22 protein-coding genes are annotated in these 23,248 nt (G+C 46.1%); 1 reads left to right on the top strand and 21 read right to left on the bottom strand.

The features are described from left to right. The 19 genes from ACFQZI_RS10445 to ACFQZI_RS10355 form a co-directional block, all read right to left on the bottom strand. On the bottom strand, positions 1-2,278 hold a 2,278-nt coding region (locus tag ACFQZI_RS10445; RefSeq protein ID WP_377142212.1), incomplete at its 3' end, for a DUF6443 domain-containing protein. A 24-nt stretch (positions 2,279-2,302) separates the two neighbouring features. Continuing rightward, positions 2,303-6,685 carry a DUF5977 domain-containing protein gene (locus ACFQZI_RS10440; protein WP_377142210.1) on the bottom strand — a complete coding sequence of 1,461 codons (4,383 nt, stop codon included), beginning with the start codon at positions 6,683-6,685 and terminating at the stop codon, positions 2,303-2,305. Between the two features lie 274 nt (positions 6,686-6,959). Next, a complete protein-coding gene (locus ACFQZI_RS10435; protein ID WP_377142207.1) occupies positions 6,960-7,355 on the bottom strand; it encodes a hypothetical protein in 396 nt (131 codons plus the stop codon). Positions 7,356-7,697: 342 nt separating this feature from the next. Beyond that, positions 7,698-8,435, bottom strand: coding sequence for a type I restriction endonuclease (locus tag ACFQZI_RS10430; RefSeq protein ID WP_377142204.1), 738 nt, complete (start codon positions 8,433-8,435; stop codon positions 7,698-7,700). Between the two features lie 16 nt (positions 8,436-8,451). Then, positions 8,452-9,468 (bottom strand): DUF4407 domain-containing protein, encoded by a 1,017-nt coding sequence (locus ACFQZI_RS10425; protein WP_377142201.1) that lies wholly within the window; start codon positions 9,466-9,468, stop codon positions 8,452-8,454. Continuing rightward, positions 9,469-10,098, bottom strand: a complete 630-nt coding sequence (locus tag ACFQZI_RS10420) for a hypothetical protein (RefSeq protein WP_377142198.1) — start codon at positions 10,096-10,098, stop codon at positions 9,469-9,471. Between the two features lie 2 nt (positions 10,099-10,100). Then, complete coding sequence (locus ACFQZI_RS10415) at positions 10,101-10,475, bottom strand: HNH endonuclease (protein ID WP_377142195.1); 375 nt, start codon at positions 10,473-10,475, stop codon at positions 10,101-10,103. 216 nt (positions 10,476-10,691) lie between these two features. Further along, positions 10,692-10,916, bottom strand: coding sequence for a hypothetical protein (locus ACFQZI_RS10410; RefSeq protein WP_377142192.1), 225 nt, complete (start codon positions 10,914-10,916; stop codon positions 10,692-10,694). A 23-nt stretch (positions 10,917-10,939) separates the two neighbouring features. Beyond that, entirely contained in the window at positions 10,940-11,368 is a 429-nt protein-coding gene (locus ACFQZI_RS10405) for a hypothetical protein (RefSeq protein WP_377142189.1), read from the bottom strand. 27 nt (positions 11,369-11,395) lie between these two features. Next, the gene (locus ACFQZI_RS10400) at positions 11,396-11,944 is read right to left on the bottom strand and encodes a hypothetical protein (protein ID WP_377142187.1); all 549 of its coding nucleotides are present in this window, start codon (positions 11,942-11,944) and stop codon (positions 11,396-11,398) included. A 31-nt stretch (positions 11,945-11,975) separates the two neighbouring features. After that, complete coding sequence (locus tag ACFQZI_RS10395) at positions 11,976-12,188, bottom strand: hypothetical protein (RefSeq protein ID WP_377142185.1); 213 nt, start codon at positions 12,186-12,188, stop codon at positions 11,976-11,978. A 70-nt stretch (positions 12,189-12,258) separates the two neighbouring features. Next, entirely contained in the window at positions 12,259-12,936 is a 678-nt protein-coding gene (locus ACFQZI_RS10390; protein ID WP_377142183.1) for a potassium channel family protein, read from the bottom strand. Between the two features lie 7 nt (positions 12,937-12,943). Then, positions 12,944-13,450, bottom strand: a complete 507-nt coding sequence (locus tag ACFQZI_RS10385) for a hypothetical protein (RefSeq protein ID WP_377142180.1) — start codon at positions 13,448-13,450, stop codon at positions 12,944-12,946. After that, on the bottom strand, positions 13,447-15,327 hold the full coding sequence (locus ACFQZI_RS10380; protein WP_377142178.1) for a J domain-containing protein: 1,881 nt from the start codon (positions 15,325-15,327) through the stop codon (positions 13,447-13,449). Before ACFQZI_RS10380 ends, ACFQZI_RS10385 begins: the two co-directional genes overlap by 4 nt. Continuing rightward, positions 15,327-16,292, bottom strand: a complete 966-nt coding sequence (locus ACFQZI_RS10375) for a hypothetical protein (RefSeq protein ID WP_377142175.1) — start codon at positions 16,290-16,292, stop codon at positions 15,327-15,329. The genes ACFQZI_RS10380 and ACFQZI_RS10375 overlap by 1 nt, the downstream gene beginning before the upstream one ends. Then, positions 16,289-17,524 carry a DUF4407 domain-containing protein gene (locus ACFQZI_RS10370; protein ID WP_377142172.1) on the bottom strand — a complete coding sequence of 412 codons (1,236 nt, stop codon included), beginning with the start codon at positions 17,522-17,524 and terminating at the stop codon, positions 16,289-16,291. The genes ACFQZI_RS10375 and ACFQZI_RS10370 overlap by 4 nt, the downstream gene beginning before the upstream one ends. Further along, positions 17,514-17,975 carry a hypothetical protein gene (locus ACFQZI_RS10365; protein ID WP_377142169.1) on the bottom strand — a complete coding sequence of 154 codons (462 nt, stop codon included), beginning with the start codon at positions 17,973-17,975 and terminating at the stop codon, positions 17,514-17,516. The genes ACFQZI_RS10370 and ACFQZI_RS10365 overlap by 11 nt, the downstream gene beginning before the upstream one ends. 398 nt (positions 17,976-18,373) lie before the next feature. Continuing rightward, complete coding sequence (locus ACFQZI_RS10360) at positions 18,374-19,039, bottom strand: response regulator (protein WP_377142167.1); 666 nt, start codon at positions 19,037-19,039, stop codon at positions 18,374-18,376. Between the two features lie 10 nt (positions 19,040-19,049). Then, the gene (locus ACFQZI_RS10355) at positions 19,050-20,720 is read right to left on the bottom strand and encodes a tetratricopeptide repeat-containing sensor histidine kinase (protein WP_377142164.1); all 1,671 of its coding nucleotides are present in this window, start codon (positions 20,718-20,720) and stop codon (positions 19,050-19,052) included. Positions 20,721-21,293: 573 nt separating this feature from the next. Between ACFQZI_RS10355 and ACFQZI_RS10350 the strand changes: the two genes are divergently transcribed. Next, entirely contained in the window at positions 21,294-22,199 is a 906-nt protein-coding gene (locus ACFQZI_RS10350; RefSeq protein WP_377142161.1) for a hypothetical protein, read from the top strand. A 332-nt stretch (positions 22,200-22,531) separates the two neighbouring features. On the opposite strand, the gene ACFQZI_RS10345 is transcribed toward ACFQZI_RS10350, so the two are convergent. Next, positions 22,532-22,786 carry a DUF1003 domain-containing protein gene (locus ACFQZI_RS10345; protein WP_377142158.1) on the bottom strand — a complete coding sequence of 85 codons (255 nt, stop codon included), beginning with the start codon at positions 22,784-22,786 and terminating at the stop codon, positions 22,532-22,534. A gap of 40 nt (positions 22,787-22,826) precedes the next feature. Beyond that, positions 22,827-23,248 (bottom strand): hypothetical protein (locus ACFQZI_RS10340; RefSeq protein WP_377142155.1); only part of this gene is annotated, 422 nt, incomplete at its 5' end.

Raw genomic sequence — 23,248 nt, 5'->3', positions numbered from 1 at the left:
GATAGCTGCCTGCCATCATCCCGGTTATCATTTTCAACTGGTTCCCATCCGGCGTCGAGTAGGAATAATCGTAAGTATAGGCCGTTCCGTCCCTGGTCAGATTTTTAATGTTGCCCATCTTATCATAGCTTATAGCTGTTTCTGACATATTCAGCACCGGCGATACAGCGCCGGTTGAAACCCCGCTCTTTAACCTGTTAAGCTGGTCATACTGGTAGGTAAACGTCTGCACCGGCTGCGTGGCTGGTGACGTACTGCCGGTATTCAGGAACACCTGGTTGGCGATATTGCCGTTGAACTGCCCATTGGTACCATCATTATACTTGAGCTGCATGCTGAACAGTTGACTGTTGTCTGCAGGCGGTGTAACCGCAGGGTCATTGATCTTACTCAACCACCCGCGCTCATTATATTTGTATTGGATCGTTTGAAGAAAGGGCGTATACGGCGCGGTGGTCGTCTCCGAGTGCAAACGTTTGACGGAAAGCTGGCCGATCTCGTTGTATTCGTTCTGTGAGATCACCACCTCAGGCGCAGGGAGCGTAGCGCCCGTCTGCTGGGTGCTGTTGATCTTTCTGCCCATATGATCGTACGTATAACTGTTGGCTACCGCAAGCACCTGTACTTTTACGTTCGAGCTGTTGTTGATATTATGGTAACGGACCACCTTTTTAACCTCGCCGGAAAACAGGTATGCTGTCCTGACCTCATCATAGTTATTAGTATTTGATGAACCTGAAAGGTAATGCTGGCTGAACGTCTTGACGTTTCTTCCCAAGTCATCATAATACATCACATTCCATAGCATCCAACCTGTGCCTAAAACGTTGGAAATGCTTCCCGTCAGCAGTCCTTTGGTCTTTGTACTGATCTCCGTTCCTGTCGCCGGATAGGGGTTCGTGCCATTAAACCGGTAGTCATCATAATAATTAACGCTCAAAAAATTGGATATCAAAGAAGGCCAGCTATCGGAGGTATACCCGTAGCTTCCCGGCGCCCCTGTCGGCGACTCTGTGAACCATGTCTGTGCATCCAGCAGGCTCTGCAAGGCGCCGCGGTAATCTGTACCTGCAGTACTTGACGAGTGCTTGTATATCCCTGTGATCACCACACGGCCTATGGGGTCGTACTTCGTAATCGTGAACTCCTGCGGGGCCTTATTCCTTTGTATCGCGTCCTGTGTTGCTACTACCTGGTTCAGTTTATTATATATCAGGAATTCCCAGCCTTTGCCCGGCAGCTTCTTCTGCGTCAGCCTGCCCAGCGCGTCATAACGGTACTGGTAACACAGGTTATCCAGCACTCCCTGGGAGATACCCGTTAACCCGTCGGCGTCAGCTTCCGCCTTTGGCGGCAATACGTACGCCAGGTTCCCCCTGTCGTCATAAACATAATAGGTTGACAGCACCTCCATTGTATTAGATAAGGGTAACCAGTTAAATGCGCGCTTTAATACCGTTCTACCCTCTTTATCTCTGTATTCTTCAATGGTTCCGCCTCTTCCGCTTAGCCAGTTCTCATCTTTTGTTGTGGTCACCGAAAGCTGATTAGCCTCGTACCTGCCCGCATTCGCAGCACCACGGGTTAAACTAATAGTTTGGCTGGCCGTGGCCGTAGCTTTGTACAAAGCCACCAGCCTTGTATTAGCCGTATCTGTCAGCGCCAGCGTATTGTTACTGTTGTAAGCCGTCACTACCGTCCTGCCCCCCTGGGCCCGCGGCAGCCAGGCCGTGCCTGGAGCCCCCTGCTCAGTGACCCGGTTCAACGGTGATGCTTCGAACACGGTTGTCGCGTAAGGCGTTGGAATGGTCACATAGTTCTGATTGGTCTGTTCATAAAAGCCCTTTTGCGCGCTTGCCGCATAGTTACCGCCTGTATTCAGCGCATTCGACCGGTAAGACCCAGGTGCGCCCGATGCTGTATAGGGCAGGTAGCTTTTCACCTGACGGCCGTACTGGTCATACTCCATGCCCGTGATCACATCTTTATCCCCCAGTGGACTACCCTTGATCTGCACTGTTTGGACCGGGCGCCCAAGGCCATCGAAATACTGTACCGTACGGATCATCGAGCAGTTTGTCAGCGTAGATGCTGTTGGGTTGGTTATCCCGCTGTCGCGCGCCACATAGCTGATAATATAGTTCTTACTGATCGTCGCCTGCGGCAGTAAGGGCGTGCAGTTCGTCTGTGCCTGCGCCCTCCCTGTATATACGCTGAGCAGCAGCAGCGTAACCCCGCTCCATGAGCTAATCAATGACTTTTTATAGTTGGTAAACATTGTTTCTCGTTTAGGTTGTGATCGTTAAAAAACATTATCATAATAGCCTGTTCCCGGAAGCAGCATCAGCGATTTGGTCACACAGGTCGTCCCACCGCCCGGGGGAATCAGGTTCGTCGTCCCACCGCCCGTTTGCGCTGAAGACTCTACTCCTTTGCCGGCTACGATCGCCTCTCCACCGCCACCCACACCGCACCCGTTCTCAAAAGAGCCCATGGTTCTTGTACTATTATTTGCCAAAATAGTAACCGAGGTATTGCTATTGGTTATCGTTGGCGTGCCGTTGCTGACCACGGTGCTGGTCGTTATCCGGTAATTGACCACCAGATTCTGCGTGGTAACAAATGGTACCGTGTAACCCGCATCTGCGTACAGCGCCATCCGGTAGCTAGCGTAATTCTGCGGATTCCCGGGTGTGGTACCGGTCTGCTCGATACGCGCGTAGGGGATCGGAGAAAGTTCCGGCGGGCAGGTCCCGTTGGCATTGGCATAGTTCTGTCCGTTCGCTGCAATATCCGCCTGCGCCTGGGCGTTCGCGTCTGCTACGCTTATGGTAGATACATACATACTGTCTTTTACCGTATAGGTTACCGAACTTCCGGTACCAAACTGGCAGGGTGCCCGGTTGAACGGCTGGGACTGCGCCGTATTGTAATAATAGGTCACCCCCGGAATATCGCAGGCGCCCTGCTGCCCCGCGTAATTATAGCAGTAGCTCTTCAATATGTTCTTATCCTTATCACGGATCGTTTTAAGGCGCTGGAAACTATCGTACTCATAATAGGTTACCACACCGTTCTGATCCATACTGCTCGTCATCCCGATCTGCGGATCATACGTATAACTCGTCACCATCGCTCCCGAAGGCGCAAAGCGAACATCGTCCACCTGTCCCGGTATGCTGATCGTATAGGCCCCGCCGGAAACCGTTACACCTGTGCTCACCCACTGCCATATTCCGCTCACCTTCTGGTAATATGTTAACGTATACGCGCCATTATCCAGCCCGCTAAGTGCCTTACTGTAACCGCTCAGCTTGCTGTAGTGGCCCGTCTTACTGTCATCCGGCGTACTGCTGCCCGCCCCTTCTTCAAAGCTTTCGAAAAATATGTTCACCGATCGTGCGTTCTTTGCCGAGGCAACCGGATATTGACCGTTATACCCCCACTGGTAGGACGTCGGTGTATTGTCTTTCAGCTTTACCTCCGTAATGTTGCCCGAGGCGTACTCGAAAAAAGCTTTCTCCGTACCCGCTGTATACGACGCATCTTTCACAACCGATATGTTATCCGTTGCCGTCTTCGTAAAAGCGAACGTCGCCGGTGATGTCAGGAAATCAGCTTTGTTGATCTTCGACAGATAAACCTTGTTCCCCGACCCGGGCTTGTAAGCATAGGTGTTATACGTCGCATTCAAAACATTCCCGTTCTTTAGGTTTACCGTCTCTACCAACGCCAGATTGTTCTGCAAACGCATATCCAGTAACGGCTTCAAATCCGTGTTCGCAGACGAAAAGGCAGAAGCAAAAGTAGTATTGTAGACACTTCCTGGGTTCGTTAGATTTGTTCTGCGGGTATTGATGAATGCTTGCCGGTCCAAGCAAAGATCTTTATCATATTGAATCCATGTATTCTTCCGGCAAGTGGCATCAGTACAAAAGCCATAGTTCGCGGTGTAGTTGCCGGTATGGGTGTATAAAGAGTTCTCATAGGTAGTAATACCGTTATTGATATTGTCTTGATTTGTGATGCGGAAATCAGAAGTATACAAATACTTTGTTTCCAAGGTTTCACCTGTTGAATTATACATCAACTTTCGCGTTAACTGCCTGTGAAAAGGACTTTCAAAATAACTCTCCTGTTGCGTGGATACTCCTCCTTCGTTTGTGTAATCGTGGTTAACCACAACTGTACTTATCAAATGTCCTGTTTTCATTTCGTACCATGTAAATAGTCCCGACATGCCGCTCGGATATCCCCACCCCGATACAATAATGTTTGGAACAATAGTTAAAGCAGGGGTACGTACGGGATTATCTATGTAATTATTTTGGTACGTCACGTCACGAAGGACAACACCATTGTTGTCTAAATCCGCCTTGTAAATAAGTTGGCCCCTGTTGTAGCTATAAGACGGCGGCGGCGCAGGGTAATTAGGAATAGACAAGTAATCACAAATTTGGTTGCTGTTAATTTTCCTGCTGACGATATCGTCTGTAGCAGTCATCGCCTCCCCATCAGTATCGAAAATACTAACGGTAGATCCATTTCCTTGCTGGCTTGTCTTTACTCTTTTATAGCCTACGTGGCTACCTTGAGTATTATCCATTGGCCTTATACTAACAGGAGAAACTAGAAACCCAAGGTTGCCACTGGTTATACATCCGCCCGGGGGAGAATCTGTACTCGCCAGGCGCCATACCTCGTTCCTGATAATTTGAACGATAGCAGGTTTCCCAAACAAGACTCCGCTGGTTAGATTTGACTGACCTTCAGTATAATCATAATCGGTTACCATATCAGGGTTGCCATTCGTAGCAGCCTGAGTGATACTTTTGATGCGCAAACCACCGACCATAGCATTATTCGCAATCATTGCGCCTGCCAACATGTATACGTTCAGTTCAGCACCCTGTCCTCCGTAAGCATCGAATTTGATTAACTCCAAAGTATAAACACCAGGCGGATAATTCCTTGTGATCTCAACCGTCTGACTCAACTGTGCGGAAATTTGGTCCATGAGAACATGACTGCTGTTGTAAATCTTTAACTGACCAAGCCCCCCATTATTCCGGTTTGATAAAGAAAACACAAAGAGGTGATAATCCAGGGAAACTGTTTCAATGGTATCTTTAACACACTGGCAACCGTCAAATCCAACATGCATGTATTTAAACGGCTGCCGTTCCAAATTGGTTCCTGACGCACTCGTTGTCTTTATCTGATTCGCTTCGTAATCATAAACGTTATAGCCACCGGTTGGGAAAATAATTTTTTTAAGCGTTCCTCCGCGCATCGCCGGAAATGCAGGATCGCGGTTCGCGCCATTGACGACGGCATTGTTATTGGTATAGGTGCCTATTATAGTGGCGTTGGACGCGCCATTAATGAACCCCCAGTGGTCCTGACCAAAACTCAAACGCCTAGGGACCGATTCATCAAAATATTCGAATTTGTAAGGAGGAATCAGCTGAGCGGATCTTCCTTCTTCCTGGATACTTAATAATTTCAATCTTTTCTGATCGGTTGTAACGCCGGTGATATATTGCGGCAGCGGCGTAATCAAGTCCGAAAAATAATCATAGTTAAACCGAAATTTTTTAATAACCGTGACCCCATCTTTATTTAGAATGTCTATTCGGTATAGCGATTTCGCTGAGGTGTTTGCAACATCGCCGATATCCCTCGGAAAAACTCCGGAAAGATCTTGTCGCGGGTTATCGGAAGGGACAAAGTTAATCTGACAGTTACTCGACGTAATATTGCTTAATCGCACACCTTTAACATAGTTTTTGATAAGCTTATAACCCGCACTTCCCGGAATTCCCGCGGAAAATGAAAGCATGTGGTAACCATATTCTTCGGTCTGATAATTCAGTGTAATCGAATTTATGCCATCAGGCGATTCAATCTTGTTTAGATACCAACTGGAAATTACTTTGTCGAAACCTATTCCATCAGAGGTGCAAATGTTGGAGGTTTCAACCGGGTCAACGTCGGTCGTGGATGGTGTCGCGCCAAAATAGTATTTTACCCCGTCTGGGGTTGTCAGCGTAAATCCCTGTATACTCTGCGTGCTGTTAGGATAGTTATATTCAATTTTTATATCCTGTTCAGGCAATAACATCGGCATACGATCATCGTTGAAATAAAATTTGCCGGAGTAGCCATTGAAGTTGAAAAAGAATAAATCCGGTTCACCGTCGCGATATCCCATTTTGAAATCATCATATAGCGCCTGTGTACCGAATGCTGCCTCATATAAATAATTTCGCGCCCCATAGTCGCTAAAATATCCTCTTTTTTGGAAGCTGTTTACGGTAAACGCTTCATCAGGCGTTCCTCTGACCGACCTGGTAATGACTCCACCGGCATTCAATGCCCAACCGGCCCCGGTCCATCCTGCGGGCTCCATAGTTTTCAAGCCGCCGGCATGATAGCTCATACTTAGCGATAAGGACAGCGCACCGTCTTTTATCGTATACAAAGGAATACTGATCTGGGGTATACCAGTGTGTAAACTAACAGGGATATCAACGAATTTGGCCAAAGCCGCGGGGGTGGGTGAAGTGATCGAAACCTGGCCGTAACGACTGGCAGCGTCGGAGGTTTGTGCTGTGACATTTTTGAAGCAGCAAAATAATACTGTAAAAGCAAGGAGGCCTTTTAAAGGTCGAAAAAAAATCATGAAGATTAGGTTGGGGTTAAAAGAACTTAAGCGATCGTATTTTTGAAAAAAATCCGCAGTGCGTAAGTAAAGAGTATATTGTGATACATCATGTTGATTAGATTATGTTTAGGCGACTGCAATATAAATATTATCAGCGTAGTCGGCAAATTATTTAAATGTTACAGATAAGAAAAAAGTATTTGTGGCATTCATTACTTCAATGCGACATTTCGCACTATATCTTCGTCAAGACCGATTACCGGCAGGTGAAGATCATACTGGCACCAAATCCTTAATTAACCTTTCTACCATAAACAGCAATTTTAACATGAGGTATCAGCGTCATGATAATACCTTTACCTAAGGTGATGCTAAAACTTGCATGTTGGACTATTTTCCCTTTAGGGTCATAAAAAACACCCAGCGAGGAAAACGCCACCCGACCATTGTGGTAAGCAGTACCTAATGCGTTTAAGGCTATTCTTCCGTTGCTATGGTAAGCAGTACCTAACGCATTGAGTGCGATGCGACCGTTTTCGTGATAAGCGACACCTAACGCGTTGTAAGCGATCTTGCCATTGTCGTGATAAGCGACCCCAAGCGCATTGTAAGCGATCCTGCCATTATCATGATAGGCCGCGCCTATGTCGTTCCATTTAATCCTTCTGTTGTCGTGATAAGTCGCCATAAGTTATTAATTAGATTTACTTTTTTCCAGGCGCCCCATTACTTTCAACAATTCATCTGCATATCGGTAAATTTCGTCTAAAGATGACAGTTCATATCTAACCTCTTTCTTGGCTTCATCGAGTACGACCAGATACTCCTTTGAGCCGCCCAGGTACAGCCGGCAGATGGTTTTGCGGTTATTGTCATCCAGCAGGATCGCGAAATAAGACTGCGCATCCCGGTAAGTGATGCGTTTGGCGTCGGTGTGCTGGCGGAGCAGGGATTTGACGATGTAAAAGCCTTCGAGTTCTTCCTCGGTGGTAACAATAGCGGAGGCCGGGACCGTAGAGCTTTCTTCGGGTTAGGCTTCCGCAGCTTCGAGTTGTTTTTCTTGTTTGAGAGCGGACTGGAGCCTTTCGTTGATGGCGTCGCTGATCAGGACGTTGAAGGCGCGTTTAATGATGGGGCCGAATTGTTCTTTGATCCTGGCGGTCATCACGCCGGTATAGACCTGTTTGGTAAAAAAGGATACGAAGGTCTCTGAGGGTGTGATCAATTCTTTATGGAGCAGGTTTTTGAGCTCGTTGAGGTATTTAAGTTCACTGGCGGTATTGGTAATGCTTTCGACGTCGAAATAGGACTTATGGAACTTTTTGAGTTCTGCGGTCTCCGCTTCTTTGATCTCGGTGATGTTAAATTCGAAGAACGGCGTACTGTCCATTTTGTTCCGTTCTTCCAGGTCGGTATAAAAACGGTAGTTCAAGCCGTTGGTGAGCAGGCCGAACTTCGCCTTGGTGGTATGGAAATACCGGAACAACTGCGAATTATGCGGATCGAGCTTTTCCAAGTGATGCTTGCATTCGATGAGAATGGCCGGCTCGCCTTCTTTCATGATCGCGTAGTCGACCTTCTCCCCTTTCTTGATACCGATATCGGCGATAAATTCCGGGTTAACCTCGAAGGGATTAAATACGTCGTAGCCCAACACCTGGATGAACGGCATAATGAGCGCGTTTTTAGTGGCCTCCTCGGTTTTGAGCTGCGGCAAAAGTTTTTCAACACGCGCGGCTAATTGTAATATCTGGTCTTTGAAATCCATTGTTAAGAGATTAGGTTTAAATTTTAAAATCACTATCCGGAGCTGCGATTTGTGCTGCCATCAGCCTGAGTTTTCTTTTTTGGAGTTCCATATGATGCTTTATAGTAAGATCATAGTCATTTTCCTCATTTCCTCTTTTACTAACTAAAACGAATAATTCTATTCCGATAAGGAAAGAAAGCCAAAGAAGCCATACTAAAAGCGCCACAACAGAACCTTTGATAAGATTCACCATTACGATAAGCTCATCCAGAAATCCTGTTTTTTCGCTGATTTCCTTTTCCAGTTCTGACCGAAGTTTGATCAATGATGCTTCCTTTATAGATTTTTCTTTCCGCAATAAATTAAGCTGCTCATTCAAAGGGTTTAATAACCCAATATTTGGATTTGGGATGTAACTCACCGCTACGGAATTAATATTAACCACATTAACCGATTGTTTCGTATTTTTTGACGAATCCTGGGTACTTGTGATTACAGGCTGACTTCGACTTTGTGAACTGACCGACTTGATCGTTGGGTGGCTGGTGATATCAGCCATCAATATTTGTCTTTCACCTTCTTTATTGATAACTGCCTGGTCTAATTGCACGATCTGGCTTTTGATGTCTTTTGTCCTGTCCGGCAAGACTTTGTTGATCTTAGCATTCAACGACTCGATCTTACCAAGCTCTATATCTTTCTGGAAGATGATCTGATCAACGATAATTGACCCAATAAGCGCCATTGCTAAAGCAATGCATACCCTAAAACGATGCATGAGTTTATTGGAATGAGTAGCCAGGATAATCTGGCGTTCGATCTGAACGATAATAAAACATAACGTAGCCGCGCCAACTATCGCCCCTATTACTCCTGCTTTCATATAGCGCTCGGTAAATACATAACCAATAAAGGACCACAACAAGCAAACAATCAGCATAGCAGAGGTATACCGTTTTAATGCCTTCACAGCGACCTCACTCGAACATATCAGGATATCATAATTATATCCGGTCAGGAAACATCCAAATTTTACCCACCAATTTTTCATTTAGAATCGTTTTATGAGAATGTTATGATGGGATATAGCCGCTAGCCCATTCTTAAAACCCCGGGTATAGCTAAGCAGGATACCTTTACAATCGCCCTCACCTTTTGCTGTATTATCTTCAATCACGGTTAGTTTTGCCATATGACCGGCAGCGATGCTCTTTTTCATTTCAAGTTCTTCTACAATATCAACCATGCCGCTCCGGCCCCTGCTTAGGATATGATACTCAGTTTCCTGTATAAAATCTTCATAAAAAGTCTTTACCTTGTTTATGGTCCGGACAAGATCATTTTTAAGTGCATCAAGATTTTGCGCTAAGTGACTGCTATCCGGATTAAGCAAGGCGTCGTCATAACCTTTGGCTTCATGATTTCGATCAAGAAAGGCATATAAAAGCGCGATGTTGTTATCAGCTACGCTATTTGTTGTATTATCCATTTGCGATGTTGGTGATTCTGTAAAAAAATGAGAATTATTTTCGGAGGGCTTGTTCGCTATATGTTCGATGAACACATCCTCTTTGATCTCGGGTAATAAAATTCCTTCCGTATCAGAATTAAGCAGGATTTCGTTGGTTTCTGCAGCAAAAGGTTGTTTTTCCTGCCGCTTAAAAAGCTTAAATACATTCATAATCATATATTTACAATAGGTACCTTGAATTTACTGTGACCACGATGGTGGCAGCTTTTACAAAGGGTTATCAGCAGATGATCTTCATAATCCCAGGGAGGTTTGAAACAAGTTGCTTTTTTTATAAAATGATATTGACGATGATGGACCTGTAATTCATCTCCTTTACTACATACGACACACTTATCTTTGTCCCTGGCCAATATTTGTGCACGTCTTGCTCTCCAACGGGGATCAAAAAGCAAACCTCCATAAGTTCCATGACCGGGTATTTCAGGGTTAACCTTTGTTCCGACGGATTCCTGTATTTCGTTTTCCTTTCCGACATTAGCGATTCTTCGCGATAATACGATAAGAGGGTAGCGATATTTATTCATTAAGGTTAGGTTACTGGGCTTATGACAATCAAAGCAGTTATATCACAAACCAAAAATAACAACGCATAGCTAAAAACATCTACGGGAAACCGTACTGTAAAACAATAAAAAAACCCGGCATTTAACCAGGTCTTTTACAAACTCTTTAACGCTTGTAATGTCATCACTGTAATTACAAAATGCTAAGTTTACAGTCTCATAAGACTATTTGCTTAACTATTTACTGTAGCCTTTCCCCGGTTTGTGAACATGCGGCGGTAAAGTCGGATGCTTCGGTTTGTTTGGCGGGTCAACATGCCGTCTCCTGTCATCAGAACCGTCTTCCTTCTTGGGCTTTGGCCCAGGTTTAATTGCTTCTATATTTTCCATGATTTTAAATTGTTTTATGGATAAAATTAACCAATCAATCTGAACCTCTTTTAAGGTAAACCGTAAAGACAAGACTTAATTGAATTAAGTTCAATCTACCTGCTTAAGCGTTTGTGCTTTGCAGCCTCGACACTTTCAATAAAATTAAGAACCGCCTCTTTGCTCAGGCCGCTTATTGAAAAAACGATCTTCGCGCCGCCATCTGAAGCAATAGCGCAAACGTGCCGTCTGCTTGCAAAATAGGCGATGATCATGACCACCGCAACAATCGCAAATAAGAACACTAAATCACCGCCATTCGCCATCATTGCAGCAGCCACTAACGCACAAACACCCGCAAAAACAAAAAGAACCGGATAACTCAGGTAAGCTACCTCAGTAGAACTGATATTCTCCAGCATCATCGAAGTTGTTTGCGAATGTCCCCATGCCTTGCTCTCCGTCAGCCGGATCCGGTAATTGGTTAAAATGACCGCATTGCCATCGGTCGTCATTAAAATTTGCTCTCCTTCAAAAAGTTTCATTGCAGAATACATAGATGTTTAAATTAATCAGTAACCGTAATAGGACTTGTGTTTGATACTGGCGGTCACATCGTATTTTTTGATCGCAGCGTTGATCTCGGTGCTCATTTCTGTCTTCCCATGATAAATAAAATCAGAGTATTTACCCTCTTCACCCATTTCACCAATAAGTTCAGAAGTGGGTATTTCCGTGGCATGCATAATAAAGCCGTACTCATCAACAAATTCAACCGTAATCGTACCCCCGTTATAATTCTCACGTAAATCATTCAGACCGTTTATCATGAGCGTATAGTACAAAAAGTTACCCCGGTATAATGCTTTAAGCGAAGTGTAAGCCCCGGGTTTTACAAAACTTAAACTGCTTGTACCAAAATCTTTTTCTTTCGGCCTGGAGACCTCGAATTGTTTTATCTCCTTACTGGAAAGGTCTCCGATCTCACGAACCTCGTTATCAATAACCCTGTAGATCTTTTCGTTGTGGACAAAAGTATTTTCGCCGATCTGCGTATCTGAAGTGCAGGCACCAATCAGAACGGTACCTACGAAAAAAATGAAGTAAATTTTGGTTTGCATAGTTTAGGTTATGTTAGGTTGCTTTTAAGAATTAAAGCCCACATTTACATGCCGAACGTTCAACGTACTCTTTGTTGCCGCCTGAGCTATAGTAGTAACAGCCACCTTTAGGCCCTGAAAAAAGCTGCTGTCCACTTTTATAAGTACCGCAATCGCCATCATCGTTCTGTGAAGCAGAAGAAGGTTTGGAGCAGCCCCAGTGAAGCAGGCAGATCAGGATAAATCCGGCAATATTTCTTTTCATGGTGTAAAATTTAAGTCATCACAAATCTATTGCACAACCCATCAAGCTGCTTACGGAAACCCGTACCCGGTCAGGATTTTTGATTATCGTTCCGGGCCGGTTCCACAAACCAGCTGGCCACATAAGCCGTGAACGTCCCGAACAAACCCACCCCTGCCGTCATCAGCACCGCAGCGATCAGCCGCCCTTCCGTTGTTACCGGAAATTTATCACCATAACCCACTGTCGTGATCGTCACATAAGACCACCAGATCGCATCTTCCGCTGTTTTGATATTGCTTTCCGGCGCTTTTTCCACCTGCAGGATCGCGATCGAACTGAAGATCACCAGCAGCAAAGCCAGGATACTCAGCATGGTAAAAGCCCCCTGCGCCTTATTTTTAAACACATGCCGGACAAATGATTGTGTCGAACGGAACGCCCGCACCAGGCGCAGCAGCCGGATCAACCGCAGCAGCCTGCCCGCACGCAGGAAACTTACTGCCGGCAAACTGGAAACCAGGTCGATCCAACCCCATTTCAAAAACCGCCATTTTTGCTCAGCCTGGTAGAACCGGGTACAGAATTCCGCGAAAAAAAACACACATATCGTGTTATCGATATAGGTCAGCAACGCTGAAGTTTCCGCAGGCAACTGGTAAACCGTATCGACCAGTAAAGCGAGTAGAACATATACCGACAGTACCAGCACCACCAGGTTAAGCATACCCATTTTCTCACCCGCCTCTTGTTTCCCTGATGTATCCATTTCCGTGTTAGTGAATGAACTGTACGGAAATGCCCGGCATCAGCCAACGGAGCACCAACGCAAGACCCGGCGACATCAACAACGCAAACGCGATAAGCAACACGGATTTGATCAGGAAATAATAGGTATTGCCCAGGACCATTTCCTCCCGTTCTTTTTTGATACCGAGGCCAGCAACCGTAAAAACGTGGGCCAGCAGGTAACACAGGAAAAACCAGACGATCCCCAGCCCCATGAACAAAACAGCGGTCTTGCCCAGGTCGGTCATGATCCCCGCGCCGGCGTTCTTTTGCAGGATATCCGCCGCTTCCGCGATACGGCTGGTCGCTGTCAGTTGGATCAGCATCCCCGAGATCAGCAGACCTGCAAAATAAAGCCCATAACCTGGTTTGAGCCTGAAGTCTTCTTCCCCTTGTTCCCGGATCTTGCGGAGCATGAATTTGATAAGCGTCAGTAAAAGGACCATGGAAAAAGGCCCTGTCAGCAGCAATACGATAAGTTTGTTTGTGTTCATGGTTTTGATATGAGTGAAATGCGCCAGTAATCCAGGTTATTGATATCATTAGGCAAGAGGCCAGGGGCTGACTTGGAAGTCGTTTCCCAAAGTACATAGCGTCCCTCAGGACCCTCATAAGCTGCCCCCTCATACGGCAGGTCCACCCCGATCAGGGAATGGCTGTAGGGTGTGCTGCTGAGTAGGGCTACATCATATTTATAGTGGCTCAGCACCGTAAAGATCAGCAGCGTTCGCGTATCGCAATCGCCGTTAAGGCCCGCCAGGAATTCGACCGGCGTATTGATCCCGAACCGCTGGTTCGCATCGCACCGCGCATCTGTCCTGCCCAGGTATCCGGATATGAACCGGTCATGGTATAAAGAGGAATCGCATTCCTGGGGCAATACAATAGCATATGGGATATCCTGTACCATACTCACGAACATTTCCGCAAACTTTTTACGGTCCAGCTTATCCCGGTCCCTGATCCTATCAAGCATTGCGTACAGCCCCTTCAGTTGTCTTTTATCCTTTGAAAGAAGCTTTTGCAGCATCATATCATACGCCACTTCTCCCTCCGCGTCCACAGCCAAGTCCTGTTTATACCGGCCGGCAGCCCTCAGGGCTGACTGACTGACCGAATATTTGCCCTCATATACTTTACCCTCATAATCGCTCCAGGACCGGAGGTGTGTGATCAACGTATCTCGAGAACCCGGAACAGCTTTTTTGGTGACACGTTTTTTCAGAGATTTAACAACCGACACCGGGTGCTGATCAGTCTTTTGATGATAGGTACTGAAGAGGCTAAACAGGAAGAGAAGTGCAGCGAAACCGCTTACCAAGACAAAGATGCCCGACCACCTTTTTACAGAGATCAGCCAAAGAAGAAGGAATAACAAGCCCACCGGCCAGATCCAGATCAGTTTCGGCAAAACAAAAATTAGGAATAATAAGCCGAACACATAAGAAAGGCACCCGGCATCGCCCGCCGCTTTTACTGACCGTTTGTCATAACCATAGCGCCTGCCTGTATATCCCGTACTTTTAGGCCCCGTAGCCGCCCAGTTGCTCCAGTACGTTGAACCGTCAGCATGATAATATTCCCGGCGCTCATAGCGGCCTCCCTGCTCGGTCTTAAAATCCTTTTTTCCTGTCGGCCCGTAAAATTCCGTGATCTGGCTTTCCACTTCCACGTACTGAACGATGCTGATGTATCCGTAAAATATACCGGAAAGCGTTCCGAAGCTATCGCCATCATCTTTGGTCACATCCCGCACTGTAACGGTCGGGATAACCAAGTCCTTAATTTCCAGCAGGTAATGCCGGTTCCCCCAAGGACCGCTCACCGTAGCTTTAACCGGCTGCGGAACCTTTAAATTTATTTTGGGACCGTCAAAACGTGCCCGGAAATGTGGCGGCATCGCCTCGTAGAAAATATCATCCTGTTTAATATGTGCGCGGACATCGGTAGGCTTCAGGTTATAGACAACCTCTTTCAAAACATCAACTGTCAGGAACTCATCCTGAATTCCCCGGAATTTCATAACCAGTTCTCCGCTCAGGTAATATTTTTTTTCACGCGCTGCCCATTGTTTTCTCGTACTGGTCCTTTGACCTGGTTTAGGTTTCACCGGCTCCTGGACGGGCGGAACTTTGTTAGCCTCCGCACGTTCCGCTTCCTTAAACGTGTCATAGATAAACCTTTGCTCACCGTTTCCGAGCACCTCCCAAGCTTCATTGATTTCCTTGATCCTGCTCTCACAATCCGGATCATTCGGATGCAGGTCCGGATGGAACTTTTTGGCTTGCGAACGGTATGCCGCTTTGACCTCGGCAGCCGTCGCTTTGACCTTCAGCCCAAGCACCCGGTAATAATCTTTGTTAAAATCCATCACCAGCCCTGCTCCTTCTGAAAATCTTCATGTGTACCATAGCCCGGTTCGGGAATTCGGTTCCAATTGTAAGGCGCATCGGTATGCACCTCATAAAAAGCAACCTGTTTTCCATATCTCCCTAAAAATATGGCGCTGTAACGTTCTTTAAAGCCCAGGTAAGCAGATTCGATCAGCTCGTGATCGGCCTGCTTTTTCAAGAGGTAGTAGCGCCCTTCACCGGAAATGGAAAGGATCAGCACTACAGGTATCCCAAAAAATATCATGACCAGCAGGCAAATCAGCCAGGAGACCGGGTATCTGCCCGCCGCTTTGATCCGCTGCAGAAAAAAATCAGAATTGTTGATCTTCAATAGTGCTTTTTCGTTGTCCGTGCTGATGGTTGCTAAAATAGCCGTAATTTCTGCATCGTTCTTCGCCTTGAGCGACACCGCTGCGCCATCATCCGCGAGGGTACTCAGCTCAATTGCACGCCGCTTTAGGCGCTGAAGATCCGCCTGATAAAGTTGCTTGTTCCTGGTCACGAACTGTTTAAAAAGCCCGATACGATAGCGTTCGATATCCTGGTCTAACCGGTTTTCCAGAAAATAGATCCTGACAGGCTGCGCCATAAGGAAACTGATCATGATCACAAAGCAAGTCCTGGTGACATTGCTGGTGGTCAAGGGGCTGCTCTTATATCCTCTTGGCAATCTTTCCTTTGAGAACGTCTGGATCAGTAAAAGATAGATCGTTAAAAACGTCAGCGAAAAGAAACCCGACAGCAAGACCTCGGCATACCACTTGTGGAACATCAGGTCGAATGCATAGAAAACCGATAAAAAGCTGATGATCGCAATGCAGATCACTGTCAGTCCGCATAAGAAGAACTTATCCATATTATCCCCGCCCGACCGCGTCAGAATCTGGTAATCGATGCCGATGAGGCTGACGATCGTTCTACTTGTCGAGTGCTTTTTCATCATTGTTCAGCGATATAATCTTCGGGATGTTCTTCAATATCCTGCAGCTTCTTATCCTTCCAGGCATCTATCGCTTTAGCGCTCAACTCGCTCTGCGTTTCCAGTAACTTGACTTTTTCCTTCAGCATTTTCAGCACTTCGTGGTTAATGACCAGGTCGCGTTCAATACCTTCTCCGTCCGGGTAATAATTATGCTTGATCTCGATCCCCTGGTTCGCTTTGATGAGTTCCTTGATGTTTTCCTCGAGGTAATCATAGGGACTCTTTATCAGCATTAATTTGAAAAATATAGGCGTCAATTCGATGGTCATGAATAAAAGTGTCACAAAAATGGAGATGATCCATCCAGCCTTTTCATGCGCCAGTTTAATTCTTTCCAGCAGCCCGTCAAGTCCCGCGGCGACCTTATCAGATTCCGCGAGCTTACGGCTTCGCTCTTTCTCAAGGCCATCCAGTTCGCTCCTCACTTTTTTAAATTCCGGATCGTTTTCAATGGTTTGTTTCTCCTCCTGGTTTTGTTTACGCTGGTCAATAAATAACAAGCACTTTCCCTTACAACCGCCATGGCTGTTTTCCCATGCTATTCGTGACCTCAGCGTATCGCTGATCACATCCAGGTCATGGATACGTTTAAAAAAACGTTCCTGGGTTAATTCCTTCTTTTTGATCTCCCCTTTAAAGATCGAGTCGATATTGGCTTTATACAGCTGCTGCTGCTGGATCTGCTTTTCATGAAGGGCCACATCGATCTCTGTCTTGAACATCCTGATCTCAACCGGCTTGGAAATGGTCAGCGCGATGATCGCGCCCATGATCAGCCTGGGAAGTGCCCCCACGAGTTCCTTACGCGTAATGGCTTCCGTACCATCACCTTTACCCGTACTGGTCACGATAAACCGGTCGATATTAAAAATTATAGCACCCCATATCAGGCCGAATATGCAGGCCTTAATGGCGGTGGCGATATCCGTCCGGTCATACGAGCCTTCAATTCCCGAAACCGTCTGAAAGGAGTCTATGGCGTTACCTTTAGGTTCGAATATGGTGTAAAAAGCATATCCACCTGCTATCGCCGCCATTACACCTGTAGCCATGATGATCCCACCGAGACATACATATTTAACCTGGTCACCATACGTGCTGCGCTCCAGAATATAACGGTCCGCGCCGGCCGCCTTCCAAAACAAGCGCATCAGGCGCGTTGAGCGCTTGTGTTCGTAAAAGTTATTTTCCATATTTTATTTTTGATGATTTTATCGCAAAATGCATATTGACAGTTCGTATCCTTGCCCCCCCCCTGGGTACCGGCGGCGTAGAAAATTTGTTCACAATGGCCGGCTTGTATTGAACCGAAAGCGGTAATTCTATTACTTTCATCACCGCAGTATAATCTACCTGTCTGTCCAACAAGGTCTTTTTCAGTTCGATGGTAAGCCGGTGCTTTCGCCAGAAGCTACTTACCTTCAATTTCAGGACGGACACTTCGCCGGGAATAGCCATATAGGCAGACCCTTTTGGCCGACGGCTGCAAAAACCCAAAGCTTTAATGCTTAATTTTGTCGCGTTTATACTTTCCCAGCTAATCAATAAATAGGGATTTTGACCAATGATGACCTGTTCATAGAGCAGCTGCCGTAAAAACGGCTTTTTAATATTAAAAAGCCTGGTGAACTTATTGGTTTTCATATTAGCAGGAACTAATCTTCAAAGTGACAAAGCGTTTTTCCATCACCCTTCGCGTTTTCTTCCGTGATCTTAATGATGCGGTAAGTACAGTTTCGGAGTCCACGGCAATTTTCTTTCAGATGATATCGTTTTGCGCCGCGGCTGTCGCACACATATACCATTTTGGGTTCATGAATTTTACATGCCAGCAGAAATAGGCATAAGGCCACTGTTCTCATATTCTTAATTGCGATAAGGTTTAGGTACTTATAATGCTTTCTACAATTGCATCAACATCCCAAAAATACTTTCCGGGAAAACGGAATAATTACGGTAAACCGTAAAACGGAAATTATTTAAATAAATAATTGATGAACAATATGCCAATCGACATATGGTTTGGAGTTAATCGATATCGATCAAATGATGCCCTTGTCCTTACAGTAAGCAACTAGCTGCTCATTTTTGGAAAAGCCGAGCGCCTCCCTGATTTGGTTAAAACGCTTTTCCACGCTGCTTAAGCCCGACGGACTGATCTTATGTTCAGCCAGGTAAGCCGGTATATTCTTTTGCAGCACCCCTTTTGACAGCAGCGAGATGAGCGTCACATCGTAACCGGTAAAATTGTAGGCATTCTTTTGCCTGATATCCTGGCGAAATTCCAGCGGATAATGGCGCTTGTTTTTGGCGATTGCTTCAATGGCAGCCTTCAGTTCCTGCGCGTCCCTCCGCGCTTTTCGCACAAAACCGCTGACCTCCAGGCGGTGAAACAGCTCACTGATCACCACGGGGTTCTGTTCAGCAGAAAAAACAAGCACTTTCAGGGAAGGACAGATCTTTTTGGCCTCTTCGATCAGTCCGGCACCCGTTTTGATGACCTGGGGGGAGCCATCGTCTTCGAAAGAAAGGTCCGTGATCAGCAATTCATAAGGTTCCCCGCTTGCCATCCCCTTTCTCACACGGGTCAGCGCGTCGTCGCAGTAATACGTATAATGCGCCCGGTCGATTCCCAGGTCGGAAAGGGTTTTTTGTATAGAGATACTGGCACTTTCGTGGTCTTCTGCAATAAGTACGTTTTTGAACATGATTAATGGTTTAGGTAACAGGAAACGACAACGTGATGCGAAGCCCTTTCCCGGTATGCTCATCAAAATTAATATCGCCGCCGATCGACCGTATACGGTTTCCCGTATTGGTCAATCCGTTATTCGGCCGGAAATCATTTTTTAATCCCACCCCATCATCCGAATACAGGACCTTTCTCCCCTCACCTGTCGTTTCCATCTTCAACACGACAGCGGCAGCCCCGCTATGCTTCTTCATGTTGACCATCAATTCCTGCAGGATATGCTCCAGTTCATACCTTGATGTTTCCTTGACGTCCCGCCAAAAGTCTTCGTCATTGCCGACGAGAATAACTTCCGTGCCGGGCGTCGCGAACGAAAAAATGATTTCCGCGATCTTATCGTGGAAGGCCTGTTCATCATGCCTCGAACTCTCATAGGATATGTCCCTTGACTTCTCATAAAGCACTTCGATCTTATCCAGTAAAGCATCCCGGTCGACCTCTTGCCGGTTCTCCACCTCCGACATCATCCGGTAAAGCCCGTTGGCCACCACGTCGTGCACCTTCTTGGAGGTTTGCAAACGGCTTTCATTGATCCTGTTCTGTGCCTCCAGCTCCATGCGTTGCTTCCGCTTTCTGAACCAGAAGAGCGCCAGGGCGGAACCTCCAAAAAGAACCAGCAGGGTGCCGGCCAAAAAGATCTGTTGTTTAACAATCTGGTATCGCTTTTCATTATTCTGTTTTTGCAGTTCAAGCTTATCCGCTTTGTTTTTTTCTGCATCATACCGGATCAGCGCGAACTGGTTTTTGGCCGCGTTACGGGCGCGTTGAATGCTGTCCGCTAATTGCAGATACTTTGTAAAATAGGCTTTTACCTTCCCTTTAGGACTTAATTTGATCAAAGCAGGCAATGCCTCCAGCTGGTCGTCCGGGCTGTTGACCCGCTTAGCAGCCGCGTACCAGCGCAAGGCGTAATACAAAGCCGAATCCCGGTTGATCGCCGAATAATAACGCGTCAGGTGCACATAGCTTGCATTCAGGCCCCAGAGGTCATTTTCCCGCTGCCGGATCCCCAAAGCCAGTAAGAGTTCCGGCGCAGCACGGTATCCCGGGTCGGCAAGCCATTTGGTCAGCGCCATATTGGACAAACTTCGCGCGTAATCTTTAGAATATTTCTGCGTCGATGATAAAGCCTTACGATAAAGCACCAATGCCTGCGGGTAAGCCCCCATATCGCGATAGGCTAATGCCTTATTACCTAAGATGACCGACTGTAACGGTTTGTGATCGGAGTATATCGCTGCGGAATCAAAGAAAGCGACAGCCGGGCGGTAATCCTTGAGGTTAAAGCTGGTCAGTCCGAGTTCGTTATAATCCGAGGCGAGACAATTTCGGTCCCGTGGGTTGGCCTTATGCAGGAAATTTAAAGAGGCCAGCAGGCTTTCCTGGGCACCAAAGAAATCACCCGCTTCTGATTGGATGACACCCATTTGATTGAGCGCCATAGCCACCTGCAGGCTATCTTTTTTTGCTGCTACGACCTTGTTGAAGTAAAAGAACGCCGAATCATTCCGGCGGTATAAAAAGCTTTCGGCTTTTTTGTAATCCGCGACAGCGGTGAAGACAGGTTTAGGTTTTTCTTTCTGGCAGCTCAGTAAGCCCAGTAAAGAGACCAGTGAAAAATATAATGACTTTTTCAATTTGGTTTTTTAGCTAAAATAGCAAAAACCAATGAAATACTTTGCAAAAAAACCGGGCGAGGTAACCCCGCCCGGCGTCAGAAAATAATTAACCGTTTCCACCAGGAGGAGGTGGCGGAATAGGAGGACCCGGAGGGATATGGCCGCCTTCGCCGCCGCTTCCGTCACCCTGTGTCGTTACGGTGCCACCACCATTTTGATTTGAATCGCACGGGCTTGCCAGACCCAAAAAAAGGGCAAGAAATATTTGAAAAAACATTTTTTTTAAGTGTTAAAAGATCCATAAAAGCAGGCGTCCGCCAACCGTTTGGGGACAGCTCTGTACCGCGTAAGAAGCGCTTCTTACCTTGTTTTGGGAAGTGCGGGCCTTGACCGCGGAGATCCGGAACCGCTTCCCAAGCCAGTTCCTGATAACCGCGGCCGCAGCCCTTTTTGAAACCAGATTGCTAATGCCATCCCCGCTAGCGAAGGGGTTGGCTTCCGATTTCGTAAACAAATGTATAGCGGTACAAACTGCTTATATGCAGGGAATTCCCATAATTCCCGATCATCCTACGGGTTTCCGTAAATGCCTTGTACATTCCGGAAATCGTGTTAGTTTTACTTTTATTATTCTTAAAAATGTTTGAAGATTATAAGCGACTGGTATTGGATTTTTATAAACAGAAAAAGGCCGACGACGGCCTTTCCATGAATTTAGAACACCCAACCCGTGCCAAGTTGCGCGATGAATGTCTTGAAGTACTTCGAACCCGGTATCTGTTAAAGGACCGTAGAACGATCGAAGCTACTTTTGGTAAGATCGACGACCTTACTGCATATGCCATGCATATTAAAAGAGACGGTGCAGAAATACTAAGATCATTTGATTACTTTATCAAAGATCTTCACCGAAATACTGATATCAAAAATGTGGAGTTGTTGGCCTGGCTCATCGATTTTGAGCCGAGGCCTTATCAATTTGAGCGTCAGTACATCGTTGAAACGCCTGAACAGCAGGCCGACGAAGTTCACGAAACCGGAACCCCACTCTCAACAGGCAATGATGTTATAGAAGTTCCTCCCCCAAAACAACCTAAATCAAAACAAAAGTATTTCACCGTTGCAGGTGCCGCCATACTTTTCGTCCTTATTTTATATGCCGGTTATTTTTCTATAAGCTTTACCCGTGCTGATCCACCCCTGACCGGCAAAGAGAAATGCATGGTCTGGGAAGATGATCACTATCAGCCTGTACCCTGTGAGCTTCAAATGGAGAACCGGCAGGCCGTCGCGTTGGATACCCAGCAAGTCTTACACTTCAAAAAAATCATGAAACCGGACACCGTGACCGGCTATTCAGTTGGAAAGTTATGGTACTTTAAAACAGGGGGTAAATTAGAGGTTTTTACAGCGCCAGGCATGCACCCTATCCATACAGACCGCCGGCTGAGGCCGCTTACAGATTATATGCGCATCAATTACCTAAAGCAGAATTAAAAAACCTTGTGGTAATTACGCTACGTAGGCGGGGTTGGTTATCCATGGAAGCGGCACAAAACCATAAGCCCCGCTGATTTTTCCGACCGCAAATTTCTGCAATTTTAGCCGGTGCTTGAATCTTTACCGCTTTCATTTTTTGGCTTCCTCTCCTGTCAGGTTCGGGCGATTTAAATGCGGTTAACTGTTTGGTTGTTTTTCTCTGCTATACCTTTTTCTACTGTACCTTTACTGCTGTGGCATTTTTTTCTGCTGTTTTCATTTTTTAAATGATTTAAAAAGATTAAAATTTATTTTTCGTTTGCCTTTTTCCCGAAGACGTTGTTTAAAAGCTATTTAAAAAAAACGGTATAAAAGAAAGTCAGAATGCGGTCGTAAAACAACGACGTGCAGCATTTCGAGCACTTTAGAAATTTTTCTTCTACACGAATATTGATCTCAAACTCTACTTTCTCGTGAATTGTTCCAGGCCTGCGCTGGCGGGTTTGACTGACCAGGACTAAAATAGAGAGGATGATAGCAAATACAGACAAAATGGAATCGGGGACCTTAAAAGATAATGGATCAAATCTACGGACAGGAACCACCTCCGGAAGATCAAACCAGTCTTTTCTGAAGCAATAAAACTTATTTTTTGCCGAATCCCTTAGCTGTTAGCTGGAACTTATACAGGTCTAATTGATAAGATTTTTGAAACATTGCCGCTATACTTTTACGATAGGCGTCTGCGGTGTTGTTTTTCAACGATTCCTGTAAACCCAAGGCTAGTATTACCGTTTGCAATTTCAGTTCTTCCGCCGTTCTCGCCCGGGTCGTCTCTGAACTGAATTTTGAATTTTTCGCCAGAATCCCGGCAATCTGCGCTCCGGCAGCCCGCTCCTTATCTTTGGTAACCTGCTCATCAGAGACATTATTCACAATCTGGTAACCCGCTAAAATAAGACCTGTAAGAGCGTCGGCGGCATCGTTGTCATGCAATGCGGATGTCTTTAACATTTCGGTATAGACAGTTCCGTAGTCAGCTTTGCCGGGGCCAAATGTGGTCATCA

Origin of the sequence: Mucilaginibacter lutimaris (assembly GCF_042676625.1) — a bacterium.
In the GTDB taxonomy this organism is placed as follows: Bacteria; Bacteroidota; Bacteroidia; order Sphingobacteriales; family Sphingobacteriaceae; genus Mucilaginibacter; species Mucilaginibacter lutimaris.
The sequence above is the reverse complement of the archived record's forward strand: the minus strand, read 5'-3'. Positions and strand labels throughout refer to the sequence as shown.

Bases quoted from the DNA above. Each gene is read 5' to 3' on its own strand.
- ACFQZI_RS10360 (WP_377142167.1), bottom strand. From the start codon at position 19,039: ATGTTCAAAAACGTACTTATTGCAGAAGACCACGAAAGTGCCAGTATC.
- ACFQZI_RS10390 (WP_377142183.1), bottom strand. From the start codon at position 12,936: ATGGATACATCAGGGAAACAAGAGGCGGGTGAGAAAATGGGTATGCTT.
- ACFQZI_RS10405 (WP_377142189.1), bottom strand. From the start codon at position 11,368: ATGAAACTTTTTGAAGGAGAGCAAATTTTAATGACGACCGATGGCAAT.
- ACFQZI_RS10375 (WP_377142175.1), bottom strand. From the start codon at position 16,292: ATGATGAAAAAGCACTCGACAAGTAGAACGATCGTCAGCCTCATCGGC.
- ACFQZI_RS10420 (WP_377142198.1), bottom strand. From the start codon at position 10,098: ATGAATGTATTTAAGCTTTTTAAGCGGCAGGAAAAACAACCTTTTGCT.
- ACFQZI_RS10440 (WP_377142210.1), bottom strand. From the start codon at position 6,685: ATGATTTTTTTTCGACCTTTAAAAGGCCTCCTTGCTTTTACAGTATTA.
- ACFQZI_RS10385 (WP_377142180.1), bottom strand. From the start codon at position 13,450: ATGAACACAAACAAACTTATCGTATTGCTGCTGACAGGGCCTTTTTCC.
- ACFQZI_RS10430 (WP_377142204.1), bottom strand. From the start codon at position 8,435: ATGGATTTCAAAGACCAGATATTACAATTAGCCGCGCGTGTTGAAAAA.
- ACFQZI_RS10425 (WP_377142201.1), bottom strand. From the start codon at position 9,468: ATGAAAAATTGGTGGGTAAAATTTGGATGTTTCCTGACCGGATATAAT.
- ACFQZI_RS10365 (WP_377142169.1), bottom strand. From the start codon at position 17,975: ATGAAAACCAATAAGTTCACCAGGCTTTTTAATATTAAAAAGCCGTTT.
- ACFQZI_RS10400 (WP_377142187.1), bottom strand. From the start codon at position 11,944: ATGCAAACCAAAATTTACTTCATTTTTTTCGTAGGTACCGTTCTGATT.
- ACFQZI_RS10395 (WP_377142185.1), bottom strand. From the start codon at position 12,188: ATGAAAAGAAATATTGCCGGATTTATCCTGATCTGCCTGCTTCACTGG.
- ACFQZI_RS10380 (WP_377142178.1), bottom strand. From the start codon at position 15,327: ATGGATTTTAACAAAGATTATTACCGGGTGCTTGGGCTGAAGGTCAAA.
- ACFQZI_RS10415 (WP_377142195.1), bottom strand. From the start codon at position 10,475: ATGAATAAATATCGCTACCCTCTTATCGTATTATCGCGAAGAATCGCT.
- ACFQZI_RS10435 (WP_377142207.1), bottom strand. From the start codon at position 7,355: ATGGCGACTTATCACGACAACAGAAGGATTAAATGGAACGACATAGGC.
- ACFQZI_RS10370 (WP_377142172.1), bottom strand. From the start codon at position 17,524: ATGGAAAATAACTTTTACGAACACAAGCGCTCAACGCGCCTGATGCGC.